12 protein-coding genes are annotated in these 14,782 nt (G+C 36.7%); 4 read left to right on the forward strand and 8 right to left on the reverse strand.

From position 1 onward, the window contains the following. Positions 1-5 precede the first annotated feature (5 nt). From G6N06_RS08995 to G6N06_RS09015, 5 genes are all read right to left on the reverse strand, one after another. Positions 6-2,609 (reverse strand): carboxypeptidase-like regulatory domain-containing protein, encoded by a 2,604-nt coding sequence (locus G6N06_RS08995; RefSeq protein WP_163516055.1) that lies wholly within the window; start codon positions 2,607-2,609, stop codon positions 6-8. A 68-nt stretch (positions 2,610-2,677) separates the two neighbouring features. Continuing rightward, complete coding sequence (locus G6N06_RS09000; protein ID WP_163516057.1) at positions 2,678-3,481, reverse strand: GLPGLI family protein; 804 nt, start codon at positions 3,479-3,481, stop codon at positions 2,678-2,680. 313 nt (positions 3,482-3,794) lie between these two features. Beyond that, the gene (locus tag G6N06_RS09005) at positions 3,795-5,633 is read right to left on the reverse strand and encodes a GNAT family N-acyltransferase (RefSeq protein WP_163516206.1); all 1,839 of its coding nucleotides are present in this window, start codon (positions 5,631-5,633) and stop codon (positions 3,795-3,797) included. Positions 5,634-5,721: 88 nt separating this feature from the next. Further along, positions 5,722-6,981: an aspartate kinase gene (locus tag G6N06_RS09010; RefSeq protein ID WP_163516058.1), complete on the reverse strand. Its 1,260-nt coding sequence runs from the start codon at positions 6,979-6,981 to the stop codon at positions 5,722-5,724. Then, positions 6,968-7,462: a GNAT family N-acetyltransferase gene (locus G6N06_RS09015; RefSeq protein ID WP_163516060.1), complete on the reverse strand. Its 495-nt coding sequence runs from the start codon at positions 7,460-7,462 to the stop codon at positions 6,968-6,970. The genes G6N06_RS09010 and G6N06_RS09015 overlap by 14 nt, the downstream gene beginning before the upstream one ends. Positions 7,463-7,584: 122 nt before the next feature. Between G6N06_RS09015 and fbp the strand changes: the two genes are divergently transcribed. Then, positions 7,585-8,592: a class 1 fructose-bisphosphatase gene (gene fbp, locus G6N06_RS09020; RefSeq protein ID WP_163516208.1), complete on the forward strand. Its 1,008-nt coding sequence runs from the start codon at positions 7,585-7,587 to the stop codon at positions 8,590-8,592. A 418-nt stretch (positions 8,593-9,010) separates the two neighbouring features. Here fbp and G6N06_RS09025 read toward each other — a convergent pair whose 3' ends face one another. The 3 genes from G6N06_RS09025 to G6N06_RS09035 form a co-directional block, all read right to left on the reverse strand. Next, entirely contained in the window at positions 9,011-10,144 is a 1,134-nt protein-coding gene (locus tag G6N06_RS09025) for an ATP-binding protein (RefSeq protein WP_163516062.1), read from the reverse strand. A gap of 112 nt (positions 10,145-10,256) precedes the next feature. Beyond that, positions 10,257-10,646 (reverse strand): four helix bundle protein, encoded by a 390-nt coding sequence (locus G6N06_RS09030; protein WP_163516064.1) that lies wholly within the window; start codon positions 10,644-10,646, stop codon positions 10,257-10,259. A 41-nt stretch (positions 10,647-10,687) separates the two neighbouring features. Further along, a complete protein-coding gene (locus G6N06_RS09035; RefSeq protein ID WP_163516066.1) occupies positions 10,688-11,446 on the reverse strand; it encodes an SDR family NAD(P)-dependent oxidoreductase in 759 nt (252 codons plus the stop codon). A 381-nt stretch (positions 11,447-11,827) separates the two neighbouring features. Here G6N06_RS09035 and G6N06_RS09040 point away from each other — a divergent pair, with 381 nt between their 5' ends. The 3 genes from G6N06_RS09040 (at position 11,828) to G6N06_RS09050 (ending at position 14,761) form a co-directional block, all read left to right on the forward strand. Continuing rightward, on the forward strand, positions 11,828-12,637 hold the full coding sequence (locus tag G6N06_RS09040; protein WP_240338022.1) for a DUF4382 domain-containing protein: 810 nt from the start codon (positions 11,828-11,830) through the stop codon (positions 12,635-12,637). Between the two features lie 154 nt (positions 12,638-12,791). Continuing rightward, positions 12,792-13,790, forward strand: coding sequence for an AAA family ATPase (locus tag G6N06_RS09045; RefSeq protein ID WP_323028310.1), 999 nt, complete (start codon positions 12,792-12,794; stop codon positions 13,788-13,790). Positions 13,791-13,894: 104 nt separating this feature from the next. After that, complete coding sequence (locus tag G6N06_RS09050) at positions 13,895-14,761, forward strand: DUF58 domain-containing protein (RefSeq protein WP_163516068.1); 867 nt, start codon at positions 13,895-13,897, stop codon at positions 14,759-14,761. Positions 14,762-14,782: the final 21 nt, after the last annotated feature.

The raw sequence follows: 14,782 nt of genomic DNA on the forward strand, positions 1-14,782 counted from the left end.
AACACCTAAAAACTAAAGTCAACTCCTAAAAGAAGGAATCTAGGCATCAATCTATAGGACGTACTAAACGTACCTATATCTGATATAAATCTTTCTCTGAATGTTTTAACATTTAATAAATTCTTTCCGGTCAAGGTAAAAGTTACATTATTTTGCTTCATTTTATATTTCGTCTCAAAGTCTAAGAAATAGAATGACTTGTGGGTATCAAAATTTCCAAAATAATACCTTTCTGATTGAATTTCAGCATTGAAGTTTTGATTGAAGTTAAAGTTTAGATCAATAAAACTTGTATTGTTGGTATTAGAAAATCTGGAAGTTGTCTTAACCACACTGCTATTCCATTTGGTTCCTAAATTATAATTAAAAAGGCCATTAAAAGCTGAACGGAGTTCAAATCCGTATTCATAACTTGTGTTTTGAACTACCCTTAATTCTGAATCATTCACACTGTTTTTAAAATCAGACTTGAAAAAACTAAAATTTAATTTCAGGTTGCTGGACATAAATTTTAAGTATCTATCAATAGTTACGTCCCCTAATAAAGTTTCAGAATTGTTAATACGAATGATATTTGTCAAAGAATAATCAGGATCAATTATGGTATTAGTTGAGAAAAAATCATGACTTTTAAGATAGGAAATTCTGGTCCTTGCAAAAAAGCTTTTAGTCCATCTTCCCAAGTTATAGCCTAAAGTTAATCCACTCGAATTAACTTGACTCAACCCTGAACCTCCTCTTAAAAAATCCTTATTATTAGTAAGTACATAATTATCAAACACCTGAATAAGTGAGGCATTTGTAAAATTGTTATTATAACTCAAGCTCAAATTATTGTTTTCATTAAATTCATAATTCATTGAAAGAGAGGGACTCACAAAAAATGGAGATTGTGATTCTTCGTTTCCATAACTTTCGAATTTATTGAACATTTGATTAAAGTCTAATTTGGCATTTAGAGCATAGTTCCCAAATTTAATCTTGTATTTAGCATTCGCGTATAATTTGCCAACTGTATATTTTAAATCATTATTGAATTCTGAAGTGATCTCATCTCCATTGGAACCAATCAAATCTAAATTAGATGTGAAAAAATCGATTCTCTTTGTAAAACCAATTTTTAATTCCAACAAGTCATCTGTTGTCTTTCGATCCAATAAATGCGCTTCAAACCCTGTAAAGTTCATTTGATTACTGCTCAATTGTCTCGCAGAAGTTGCATCGATATCTGCAAATAAATCATTAAAAACAACTGTATCTAACGTATAGTCTTGAGGTTTCCTTTCATAAATAAAAACTCCAGATAGCGCCAAAACCTTTTTGGCAGCCAACCTATTGGTGTAAATTGTTTTATACATAAAACGTTCGTTATGGTCAGACAAAAATTGCTGTATTGGAACGCTATTAAATTCGAGCCGACTTTTTGAATCTTCATTTCCACGCTTGTAGGTAGCATCTATTTCTAACAACTCGTTTTGTGACATATCATAATCAAAATCAATCGCACCAGAGCCTGAAAACAAGTTTTTATTTATCAGGTTTGACTCCCTATTTGTAAAACTTATAGATGAGGTTGTATAATTTTGAATACTTTGCTGTTCAAAGGCCTTCTCATCCCAATTTAATAGGCCATTGGCTTTAATTTTCATCTTTTCATTGATTTTAAAGATGGAATTAAGAGACAGAAGTTCCTGATTATTCAGATTAAAACGACTCTTCTTTAAAGACAACTCATAAGTGTCTAAACGAATTAGGCTACTTGCGTTTTCCATATTGCCAATGCCCCCAACCTCATTGAGATCAGACGCTGAAATGTAAATGGAGGATTCACCTCCTGAGGACTCTCCAACATTGTTTAAATTGGTTAGGAAGTAGTGTTTCCCTACCTCTCCAAAGCGCATAGCATTCGCTCTTACTTGGTATTTGTTTGTCGTTGTAAGCCCGTAAGCAAGACTTGCATTGCCAAACCAATCAATCTTTCTATCTTTTTTAAGCTTCAAGTTTACAGCAACTTTATGACTATCTTCAATATCCTTCAAAAGCCTGTTATTGGAATACTTTTGATAGATTTCAACTTTTTCAACCAGATCTGCATTTAAGTTTTTGGTTAATAGTTGATATCCTTTTTTAAAAAAATCATCGCCATCAACCATAACTTTTTCAATTTCTTGATTGCCTATTTTCACAGTGCCATCGGCTTCAATATGAAAGCCAGGGAGGTTCTTAAGCAAATCTTCAACGGTGGTTTCATTGCCTTTAAGAAATGCATCAACAATTAAAATAATAGTGTCCTTTTTGACGACTATCGCCTTTTCGGTATGAATTATAACTTCATTGAGTTCAGTAGCTTGCTCTTGTAGCTTGACATTCCTTGTAAAGTCATGTTTTTCTAATATGATTTTTTCAGACTTCGGTTGATAAGATAATGCATTAAAGCTTATGACATATTTCCCTACTTTTTCAATGGTAATCTCATATTTCCCCTGTTCATCGGTAGTCGTGTAGGTAATGATTTGTTTGTTCAATGAATCCCTGAGAATGACATTGACATAGGCAATTGGGTTTTCCAATGTATCGGTGACTCGACCTTTTATTGTTTGGGCACACATAAAATTGCCTAATAGCAAGAGAACTATTAGGCAATAGAATTTTTGTGATTTTAACAAGAATATCTTCATCAATTTTTCTTACTCTCGTCGAGTTCCCATTCATAAACCAATTCAATACCTTTATTTTCGGTTTTGCTCTCAACTATGCGAGTTCCTTTTGACAACTTAGAGAGTCTCATCTTTTCATCTTCAGTTCTTTTCTCAGATTGTGTTTTTAGATAATCTCTTAAAGACATTACTTTGAAATTAGCGCCTGAATGTACTGCATCTAAGGTTTTGTCCAATTGAACAGGATATTGAATTTTTGTTGCATTCCATTCAAACAAATTATCAACATCATGCACTTGCAAAATTAATCCTGGTAAGCCGTGAAATTTCCATGGTCCGAATGAAACAGGAATGTCCGTGGTAAACCAAGCAATATACCGCCTACCTCGAAAGTCCACAGTGGCTTTTGTGCATTCGAAATTTTGAATGGTTTTGGTTTGATCGGAAAGTTTCCAATCAAATTTAACACCATTATCTTGGATGACGATAGGTTTACCATTGTCCAACAAATTTAGAGAAATACCATTGTCAATTTTATTATAAATAAGAGTACTCGAATCCCCAACATCCGCAGAAGTAAACACATGAAATGACGAATCATCATTTTCATCTTTTATAACATTAGAAATATTTTTGAACTTATCATTGTTGAAAAAAACGGTGTAATGAGATAAGTTGTCTTCAGCAACCAAAATGGCGTTCATTTTAAAAGAACCCGTTTCCTTGACTACATTAACTGTATGCTCATATTCAACATATAGATATTGACCGTAAATTGGAGCCATTAAAAAAACAAAGAAGATGAATAGAAGTTTGTTCTTCATAGTTTAATAATATTTTAAAAAGAATATATAGTCGGAATTGACACAAACAACGGCGGTGACACCATTAAAAATATCAGAATACACACAGTATCAAGACCCAGCTAAACTTTATAAATTTACAATAAAGAAAAACAGATATCTAAACTTTTGAATGGAAAAAAGCGAAATCTACCGCCTAAACCAAAGAATCCGAAAGCCATGCCATACTTGAATAGTACGGTAAACCCGTAACTAAATTAGGCTTCACAAGAAAGTTTTAACTTTTTATTACCAATTAAGAAAGGTGATTTAAAATACTATATCAGGATTATATTTAATCCTCAGAAGCATCCCCATTTTCCGCAAACTTCCGCTCCATCTCCGCTTGAAATTCTTCCATCACGGGTTTCACCGTGCTTTCGGGCAGGTCGGCAATCCTGATATACATCAAGCCGTCCACGGCATTGTTGAATAACGGATCGACGTTGAAGGCCACCACCTTTGCATTTTGTTTGATGTATTTTTTAATGAGCACGGGCAAACGCAAGGTTCCTGGTTCGAGTTCATCAATGATCCTGTCAAATTTTACCAAATCGGCTTCTGTTTCGTCAAAGACAAAATCCTTATCGGCATCTTTTAACTTTACCTTGAATTCCTTTTTCGGATGCACATATTGCGCAATATAAGGATCGTAATAATTGGATTTCATAAACTCGATCATCAGCGATTTTGAAAAGTTGGTGAATTTATCGCTAATGGTCACCCCGCCAATTAAATACTTGTGTTCTGGATAGCGTAAGGTGGTGTGCACAATTCCTTTCCATAGAAGGAACAATGGCATGGGTTTAAGTTGGTATTCTTTAATGATAAAAGCACGGCCCATCTCAATGGATTGGCTCATCATTTTATAAAGTTCGGGTTCAAATCGGAACAGATCCTGAAGATAAAACCCATCAATCCCATATTCGGCAAATATCTTGGAACCCAAGCCCATTCGATAGGCTCCTACTACCATATTGGTGCTATTGTCCCACAAAAACATGTGGTGATAATAGTTGTCAAACTGATCTAAATCTATGGCTTCATTGGTACCCTCGCCTACTTCCCTAAAGGTAATTTCGCGCAAGCGACCAATTTCGCGCAAGATATTGGGAATACTCTGTGAATCTGAAAAAAAGACTTCGTAGTTTTTGCTTTCCAAAAGTCGGCCATCATTCTCGCGCAGATATTCAACCTCTTTATGCATACTTTCCAAACTTACGGGAGTCACAATATTTTTGATCGATTTTCGAACTTTTAAGGTTGAGGAAATATTGCTGAGGATGTTTCCCTTCTGATCAAAGGAATTGGCTAACATATAAGTTTTCTTTCTCAAAAATTCAGAAAACCCTTGAAGGGTAGCATGTTCTTTTTGATCAGCTACTGAAATTGGCCGACCAATCCGCACCTTTATGACGCGACGCTTTTGGGTCAGCAATTCCGACGGTAACTTGGCCGTTCGGAAAGTATCACTGATCTTGGAAAGTTTATAAAAAAGCTTACTGTTCTTGGCATGAAAATAAATCGGAACTACAGGAACTTCAGCTTTCTGCACCAACTTCATGGCTGCTTCTTCCCAAGGGCGGTCAATAACCAATTTACCATCCTTATAGGTCGACACTTCTCCTGCAGGAAAGATTCCTAAGGGATGACCCTCACGCAAATGAGAAATAGCGCTTTTAAACCCGGCAATACTGGATTTCACATCCTTCCGATCCTCAAACGGATTGACCGGCATGATAAAAGGTTTCATCGGTTCGATCCGGTGTAAAAGGAAATTGGCAATAATCTTAAAATCCTCCCGCTGCTCCAACATCAATTTGAGCAATAAAATGCCATCAATTCCTCCCAACGGGTGGTTGGACAAGGTAATATAGGCACCATCTTTTGGCAAACGTTTCAAATCGTCTTCCGGAATTTCGAATCGGATCTGGAAATCTTCTAAAATAGCATCCAAAAACTCAACATTTTCCAAATGCTTATTGCGATTGTAAATTTTGTTAAGTGTAGATATTTTAAGCAACTTCATTAGTAACCAGCCGCTAAATGTTCCGAAGGCACCATATTTGTCCAAATGTATGGCCTTGGCGACTTCTTTTGCATTTACTAATCCTGTTTCCTGCTGTTTGGTCATGGTTACAAACCTAATCATTTTTTTTAATAAATCTCTTTTGTGCTTCCTCTCCAAGTCACAATTTAATGAACAATTAGGCCCATCAAATCTATCGGGTGACCAATTGGACCGTCTCTTGTGTTAACTGCTTCAACAATACAGTTTTATCTGTCTCCAATTGTGCTATAGCCTCCAAATCATAATGGCGTATGGTATATAAGGATACGTTTTCATGGCAAGTGATCTTGAATTTCGCCTTTAAATGTAGGAGTAAATTGGGCAAATTATTATATATATTATCCACACATACCGAGAAACTAATGGCCGAATTTTGAATGACATCCACTTTCATTTTATACAAATGCAAGAGTTTGAAAATCTCACTTATATTTTCTTCTACAATGTATGAAAAATCCAAGGACGACAACGAAATCAATACCTGATTTTTCTTAACGATAAAACACGGAATCATCGGCTCAATGCCAACACCCTTTCCAACCATAGTTCCTGAATGTTCTGGATGCATGAAGGATTTAACAAAAAGCGGAATCTCTTTTTGCTGCAAGGGTTGCAAAGTTTTAGGATGAATAACGGACGCGCCATAAAATGCCAGCTCTATGGCTTCACGATAGGAAATTTTGTTGAGCAATTGTGAGTTATCAAAATAACGCGGATCAGCATTTAAGACGCCCGGAACATCTTTCCAAATGGTTACATTCTCAGCATTTAGGCAATAGGCAAAAATGGCCGCAGTGTAGTCACTGCCTTCCCTCCCCAAAGTTGTTGTGAAGTTGTTGTCATCGCTCCCTAAGAATCCTTGGGTAATATTTAAGACCGATGTATTCAATTTATTGGTGATGATGGTTTGAGTGGCTTCCCAATTGACGTTGGCACGCCTGTAATAATTATCGGTTTTGATATATTCTCTTACATCCAACCACTTATTCGTGATACCCACCAAGTTAAGATACTCACTTATGATGATCGTGGACACCAACTCACCATATCCTACGACTTGATCGTAAACAAAATTATAGTCTGGCGATTTATTGCGATCAAAAAAACTCTGTAATTCATCAAATAAAGAGCTTATTTTTTTAAAAACGGAATGTGTTTCCACACTATTGGTGTCGAAAAGGTCCATCAAAATAGCATTATGGTATTTTTTGACCTCTTGAAGCGAACTCTGCAATTCATTCTTCTTATGGAAATAATTATCAAGTACCGTTTCTAACGCATTGGTCGTTTTTCCCATAGCCGAAACAACGATTAAACTATTTCCACAATCAACTTTTCGCAATACTGCTTCCAAGTTTTTGACACCCAAGACATCTTTCACTGACGCCCCACCAAATTTAAATACGTGCATCCTCCAATTTTGCTATATAATTTTTGATCCCGATTTCATTCAGATGTACCACATCCCAATCGCGTTTGACATCAGCGCCTTTCTTTTGATAAAATTCAATCGCAGGTTCATTCCAGTCCAACACTTCCCAGCAAATTCGCTTGACTCCCAATTGGTGACCGTGAAGTACAACTTCATCCAGCAATGCAGTACCTAATCCACTGCCCCGCATTTTTTGGCTCACAATCAAATCTTCCAAATGTAAAACCTTGCCTTTCCACGTAGAGTATCGACCATAAAACAGGGCAATACCTTCTATCCGACCTTCAACTTCAGCGACAAAGCAATTAAAAGCAGGGTGTTTTCCGAACCCATCGGTTTGTAAATCTGAAATTGTGATTTCAACAGCATCCGGTTCTTCCTCAAAAACTGCTAATTCCGTAATTAATTCGAGTACTCGAGGCATGTCTTGAGGGACTGCCTTTCTTATTTTGAAATCCATTATTTAGAAATTGGATTCAAATATAACCTAAACCATGAAAATTAAAATCATTAAGTCTTAACGAAAACGTTGTAGTTTGCTAAAATATGCGATATTTGCAGAAACAAATCCAAAAATATTTCATGTACCGTAAACATCAAACCTTAGGTGAATTTATTATTGAAAACCAAGCATCTTTTAAATACTCATCAGGTGAGCTCTCCAGCCTTATCAATTCCATCAGGCTCGCTGCAAAAGTAGTGAACTATGAAGTTAACAAAGCAGGCCTAGTCGACATTCTTGGTGCGGCCGGCGATACAAATATTCAAGGAGAAGATCAGCAAAAACTGGACGTTTACGCCAATGAGAAATTTATTCAGACCATGACCAATAGAAATATCGTCTGTGGGATCGCTAGTGAGGAAGAGGATGATTTTATTGCCATCAACAGTCAGGACGAAAAATATCAGAATAAATATGTAGTACTCATTGATCCTTTAGACGGCTCGTCAAACATAGATGTGAATGTATCCGTAGGAACCATTTTTTCCATCTATAGACGTGTCACACCAATTGGAACCCCTGTAACGCTTAAGGATTTTTTACAACCGGGTCACCAACAAGTTGCAGCAGGTTATGTGGTTTACGGCACCTCAACCATGCTTGTTTATACAACGGGCGATGGTGTTAACGGTTTTACACTGAATCCTGCCATTGGCACATTTTATCTGTCCCACCCCAATATGCAGTTTCCAGAAAACGGGCGTATTTATTCTGTTAACGAAGGAAACTATATCCATTTTCCACAGGGTGTTAAAAACTATATCAAATACTGTCAAATGGAGGAGGGCGACCGTCCTTACACCTCTCGCTATATTGGTTCCTTAGTTTCAGATTTTCACAGAAATATGATTAAGGGCGGCATTTATATTTATCCGAAGAGCTCCTTAAACTCCAATGGGAAGCTGCGTTTACTTTACGAATGTAATCCAATGGCATTTTTGGCCGAACAAGCGAATGGTAAGGCAAGCAACGGTTTTGAACGTATTTTAGACATTCAACCAACAGAACTTCACCAACGTGTGCCGTTTATCTGTGGCAGCAAAAACATGGTGGAGAAGTGTGAGGAATTTATGCGAAACGCAAAATAAAAACTCCAAATAGGCAAGCACCAAATTCCAATGGATATCAAAAACAAAAATTTGAAGAATTTTGTGAAAATCGGGCCTCATTAAGAAATCTCAAAACAAAAGCTCCCCGTCTGCCGATACGGGCAGGCAAATTCCAATGAATCAGGCTGAAATCTGTGATAATTCATGATCCTGATAATCATCAAAATGCCTCTACTTAAAAAACATCGACGAACTGTAGTACAAAAAAACCCTGCCTCAGTGCCGAACTATTATCGGGAGAAACAGGATTCTATATTAATGATTAATAGCGCTATAAAGATGCTACTTTTTCTGAAAACCCCTCAGAAAAAACTATAATTGGTCAATAAATACATATGAATGGCAGCTCAATTCAAAAAAGTTCGACGAACTGCACCATCGGAATGAACTTTCGCACTCAACTATATCTTACCTTCCTTAAAATACGCAAGGTCTCCTTATAGCTCTTATAGACGTCTTCACTGTAATCTTTTAAATAAGGTTTGGCTTCATTAAGTTTATCTACAGCATCGTGGAATAAATTAAAATAGCAGATGAGATAAGTTGCCGGCAGATTTTTCAGATCTTTTTCCTCATGGGCACTTAAAGTCAATCCTTTTTTTAGTTTGTCCAAAATTGTATTGTTGGTATTGTAAATATGATGCAATACCTTTTTATCAAACTGGGGCGCCTCAAAAAGTAGTTCAGTTTCTATATGATAGGTGGCATTATTTCCAAAGTTGATCAAGGTTTCTTCTAGCGGATAATATTGATAGTTATTTTGCAATCCCAAGCTTACATATTCTACTATTTTAAATGAGTCTTCATCATAGGTGATGGCCACTTCATCCAAAGTTGAAAAAAACAATCGTACCTGTTCATTGATAAGCTCGATATCCACCCTACTATAAAAGGTTTTATCTTTAATTACCTTTTTCTGGCCCGCCCAACACAGAACAAAATATTCTTTGAACACCTTGTATCTGGGATGGTAATCTTTTCGCTTGCTTAAAAAATCAAACACACCATCAAGTGTATGTTGGATGTTATTTTGAGAATGATTTTCAATGGCTTCCACAATTTTTGAGTTGACATCCTTGATCTCAATATCAAAAGCCTTCGGCATGCTCATACTTCCATCTCTAAAAAACACGGAACCCCCATAATATTTCCAGATATTTTTTCTTAATGAGGTCAAACCGTCAATAGGCCTAATAGTTACCAAACCCACTACTTTATCATCAGGCAGATGCGGAAACGGAATATTCTCATATTGAACAATCGGTGGATTCGTCAAATAAGCATTAATGAGATTTTGTATTTTACTGTCATCAAAAAAGTCCACTCCTGTAATGCTATTGTCCTCATCTTCCACACCAATAACGATATATGAGTTGTTCTTTGGATTGCTATTGGACAAGGCACAAATATGCTTTAAAAACTTTGCCTTCCCTTCTTTTTCGCCAATATCCACCTGCCGCTTTTTGTCATAGAAGCTGTTCTCATCGTTGTGAGCCAATAGGTTTTTTATGAGAAGACGTTTGTTGATCACTTTGTGGCGATTGATTATTGGTTATTGGTTATTAATATTATTTATTATCACTGTTCTGGGTTGAATAGTCTCTATTGCTATTATTTGATATATTGTTTCGAGAAAACACTATTCAATCAAACTTTGAACCTCTACGTTCTAAATTCTTAAGATAATCAATGAATTTTGAAAGTTGATCAATAAGGTTCTGTGCTTTTTTATTTAGTTCAAGATATGTTTCTTCCGAAATATGCTGTCTATTATATGCCCGTAATAGTTGTGATTTTGATTCACTACAAGAGCCTCTTGCAAACCCCAAAAACATAATAAATTCCTTGTTCCCTCCACGACCAAAGCCTTCAGCAATATTGTCCATAATTGAACCAGAAGATCTATTGATCTGCTCTTTCAATTTATAATCCTTCTGAAGCGAGGTGTTACTAATCATATCCCAAATAGCGTCACAAAATAGAGTCGCTTCCTTATAAACCTCTAATTCTTCAAATGATCTAAAGTGTGCCAAAATTAATAGAGAATAAAAAATCTCCACAATTGTGAAAAAAATCAGTTCGTTTTTTTGACAATTGTAGACGACGCCTGAGCCGTCGGAAACACTAGCAAATCTGCAATATTCACATGCGCAGGTCTGGAAACCGCGAAATAAATAATCTCTGCAATGTCTTCTGCCTGCAATGCCTTATATCCCTTATATACCTGATCGGCAACTGAGTTATCGCCTTTAAATCGCACCTGGGAAAACTCGGTTTCTACCAATCCTGGATTAATAGCACTCACTTTTACACCAAATGGATTCAGGTCAATCCGCATCCCTTCCGTAATGGCCAAAACGGCGTGCTTGCTGGCACAATACACATTCCCTTTCGGATAGACTTCCTTTCCTGCAGAAGACCCGATGTTTATGATATGTCCTGATTGTCGCTCGGTCATTTGCGGAATGATGGCTTTACTGACGTACAATAAGCCTTTGACATTAATGTCCATCATGGCATCCCAATCGTCAGTATCTCCAGTTTGAATGGGATCCAAACCGTGGGCGTTTCCAGCATTATTGATTAAAATATCAATATGCTTAAATGCTTCGGGTAGCGATGCAATAGCTTCAAAAGTGGCATCCTTATCACGGACATCAAAATTTAAAGTATGTACATCGGTGGTTTTTTCGAGCGCTTTTTTATCAATGTCCAGGCGTTCTTGCCGTCTGCCACATAAAATTAAATTAATGCCGTGTTTTGCAAATTCATGTGCTGTTGCGCGTCCAATACCACTTGTGGCGCCTGTGATCAATGCTGTTTTTCTTCTCATGTTTCCTCTTCCCGTGGAAACGGGAATCTCTATTTATGTTGTTATTAAAAATTAATTGTCTCCCATATTACCTATTATCCACATCTCTAAAATTAAGAAGTAAATGTCTTCATATCTGCCAACAGGCAAGTGCAGCAATTTAAGTTTTTGATTATAAAAATACTTAAAACGCATAGACTAATCGATTTTAGTGTCCGAGATTTTTAGCTTAAACGAACTTGAATTCTTATGATAGTCTTCATTTATAATTTCATATAATCATAAATTCTTTTATTAACAACAACGACTATAATGCGGCTTACTATACATCAGTGAACACATCCATGTAGTCCAATTCCCTAAAGAAAGCGTATATACACATAGTACACCTTAAATAATAAAATGATGATGAATCTATTAAAAAAAGCAATTTTATTAGTCTTAATAAGTTTCTTTTCCTTTGGATGCAGTGACGATGATTCCGCACCTGACACACAAGGAAAGGCTAAAGTTTCTATCAAATTGATGGATGCTCCAGGAGATTTTGAGCACGTTTATATTGACATCGTTGATGTGATGGTTAAGGTAAATGACAACAGGGACGGGGAGGAAGGATGGCAAAGTTTGGAAACCATTAATACTGGAGTATATGATCTTCTCACATTGACAGGAGGCGTAAATGTACTTTTGGTTGACGATTTTGAAGTGCTTTCAGGTACTTTAAATCAAATCCGTTTGATTTTAGGTGACCATAACACGGTGGTCATTGATGGTGTGACCCATCCGCTAAAAACTCCAAGTGCACAGCAATCTGGTTTAAAAATAAAAATCAACCAAACCTTATTGCCAAATATGGCTTATACATTTCTATTGGATTTTGACGTAGACAAATCCATAGTTGTTGCTGGAAACTCAGGCAATATCAATCTGAAACCAGTTATCAGAGCCAGTGCGGAAGCAACCACAGGTACTATCTCAGGAAGCATTTTGCCATTAGATGTACAAACACAAATTAGCGCTACTAATGGTGTGGATGAAATAACAACCTACGCCGATGTTGAAGGGAACTTTTTATTGGTTGGTTTAACTCCTGGAAACTATACCGTTACCATTACACCAGATCCAATGTCTGATCTCCTGCCGACAGTTCTGGAAAACGTTGAAGTGTCAGCAGAAAACAACACTGCAATAGGCGTAATTACAATGGAATAGGCGTATAAATCATAAAACTATATTAAAAGAGCAACACCGTGGGTGTTGCTCTTTAACTTTTAACCAATCCTTAACAGCAATCCAATAAAAATTTTAACAATTTGCACTACTCAAAAAATCAGACCCTATTTTGAGCCTAAAATAAATTCTAAATATGATGGAAGATACTGTTGATATCAAAAGCATTAATGAGAAAATTGAAAGAGAAAGTGCCTTTGTCGACTTGCTTACTTTTGAAATGAACAAGGTCATTGTTGGCCAGAAATATATGGTAGAACGCTTGCTGATTGGATTGCTTGGGCAAGGCCATATTCTTTTGGAAGGTGTTCCTGGTTTAGCAAAAACATTGGCTATCAATACCTTATCCCAAGCTATCGAATCCAGTTTTAGCAGAATACAATTCACACCAGATCTATTACCTGCCGATGTGATTGGAACTTTGATCTATAACATGAAAGTGAATGACTTCACGATCAAAAAAGGCCCTATTTTCGCCAATTTTGTATTGGCCGATGAGATCAATAGAGCTCCAGCCAAAGTACAATCGGCATTATTGGAAGCCATGCAGGAAAAGCAAGTAACCATTGGTGATGAAACCTTTAAGCTGGACCGACCATTTTTAGTAATGGCCACCCAAAACCCAATTGAGCAAGAAGGGACATACCCTCTTCCTGAAGCTCAAGTGGATCGTTTTATGTTGAAAACCGTTATCGATTATCCTAAAATCGACGAAGAACAATTGATTATACGTGCCAATCTTAAAGGCGCCTTTGATAAAGTCAATGCCGTTGTTTCTACAGAACAAATTTTAAGGGCCCAAGAAGCCGTTCGTGAGGTTTATATGGATGAAAAAATAGAAAAATACATTCTTGATATCATTTTTGCCACGCGTTATCCAGAAAAATATAAACTTGCCGATTTAAAACCATTGATTTCATTTGGAGCCTCACCTCGAGGTAGTATCAATTTAGCCACCGCAGCTAAATGTTACGCCTTTATCAAACGACGTGGCTATGTGATACCTGAAGATGTCCGCGCCGTGGTTCATGATGTCCTTAGACACAGAATTGGTATTACTTACGAAGCCGAGGCAGAAAATATCACTTCCGTTGATATTATCAACAAAATCGTCAATCAAATTGAAGTACCATAAATAAGTCCGCAGTATTCAGTATGCAGTCGGCAATAATATGGCAACTCATTTCTGAATTATAGCGACTGAAAACTGAAGACTGCCAACTGCAGACTCAAAAAAAAATGGACACAAAAGAACTTTTAAAAAAAGTACGCAAAATTGAGATTAAGACTCGACGCTTGTCTAATCACATCTTTGGAGGAGAATATCATTCTGCTTTCAAAGGACGTGGTATGACTTTTAGTGAAGTACGCCAATATCAGTATGGTGATGATGTCCGTAATATCGATTGGAACGTAACCGCGCGCTACAATGAGCCCCATATAAAAATATTTGAGGAGGAACGTGAACTTACCATGATGCTCATGGTTGATGTTTCTGGTTCAGAATGGTTTGGAACTGACGTCCAGTTTAAAAATGAAGTGATTACTGAAATTGCCGCAACCTTGGCATTTTCAGCCACCCAAAACAATGATAAAATTGGCTTAATCCTTTTTACTGATGCCATCGAATTATATATTCCACCAAAAAAAGGTCGATTCCACGTCTTGCGAATTATCCGCGAACTGATAGAATTTAAACCAAAAAGTAAAAAGACAGATATTACTCAAGCCATAAAGTTTTTATCCAGCGTAATGAAAAAGAAAGTTATTGTTTTTATACTTTCTGATTTTATGGCTGATGGTTATAAGCAAACGCTTAAAATTGCGGCCAACAAGCATGACGTGACCGGAATAAGAGTCTACGATAAACGCGAAGAACATATTCCAAATTTGGGAATGGTCCAAATGAGAGATGCAGAAACTGGCGAATATTTGTTGGTCAATACGGGCTCCAAAAAGATCAGAACAGATTACGGAAAGTATTACAACGAGCGGGTCAACTATTTTAAGGAGACCTTTACAAAATCTGGCGCCGGTGCCATCGACTGTCGTGTGGACGAAAGTTATGTCACAAAATTATTGGGTTATTTTAAACGCAGAGCGTAACGGCTTAAGGATTTACGATTT

Source organism: Gelidibacter japonicus, assembly GCF_010725055.1.
In the GTDB taxonomy this organism is placed as follows: Bacteria; Bacteroidota; Bacteroidia; order Flavobacteriales; family Flavobacteriaceae; genus Gelidibacter; species Gelidibacter japonicus.

What these genes read in the sequence shown, in the direction of transcription:
- G6N06_RS08995 (WP_163516055.1), bottom strand. Translation starts at nt 2,609, where the DNA reads ATGTGTGCCCAAACAATAAAAGGTCGAGTCACCGATACATTGGAAAAC.
- G6N06_RS09000 (WP_163516057.1), bottom strand. Translation starts at nt 3,481, where the DNA reads ATGAAGAACAAACTTCTATTCATCTTCTTTGTTTTTTTAATGGCTCCA.
- G6N06_RS09010 (WP_163516058.1), bottom strand. Translation starts at nt 6,981, where the DNA reads ATGCACGTATTTAAATTTGGTGGGGCGTCAGTGAAAGATGTCTTGGGT.
- G6N06_RS09045 (WP_323028310.1), top strand. Translation starts at nt 12,792, where the DNA reads ATGATGGAAGATACTGTTGATATCAAAAGCATTAATGAGAAAATTGAA.
- G6N06_RS09035 (WP_163516066.1), bottom strand. Translation starts at nt 11,446, where the DNA reads ATGAGAAGAAAAACAGCATTGATCACAGGCGCCACAAGTGGTATTGGA.
- G6N06_RS09015 (WP_163516060.1), bottom strand. Translation starts at nt 7,462, where the DNA reads ATGGATTTCAAAATAAGAAAGGCAGTCCCTCAAGACATGCCTCGAGTA.
- G6N06_RS09040 (WP_240338022.1), top strand. Translation starts at nt 11,828, where the DNA reads ATGATGATGAATCTATTAAAAAAAGCAATTTTATTAGTCTTAATAAGT.
- fbp (WP_163516208.1), top strand. Translation starts at nt 7,585, where the DNA reads ATGTACCGTAAACATCAAACCTTAGGTGAATTTATTATTGAAAACCAA.
- G6N06_RS09005 (WP_163516206.1), bottom strand. Translation starts at nt 5,633, where the DNA reads ATGACCAAACAGCAGGAAACAGGATTAGTAAATGCAAAAGAAGTCGCC.
- G6N06_RS09050 (WP_163516068.1), top strand. Translation starts at nt 13,895, where the DNA reads ATGGACACAAAAGAACTTTTAAAAAAAGTACGCAAAATTGAGATTAAG.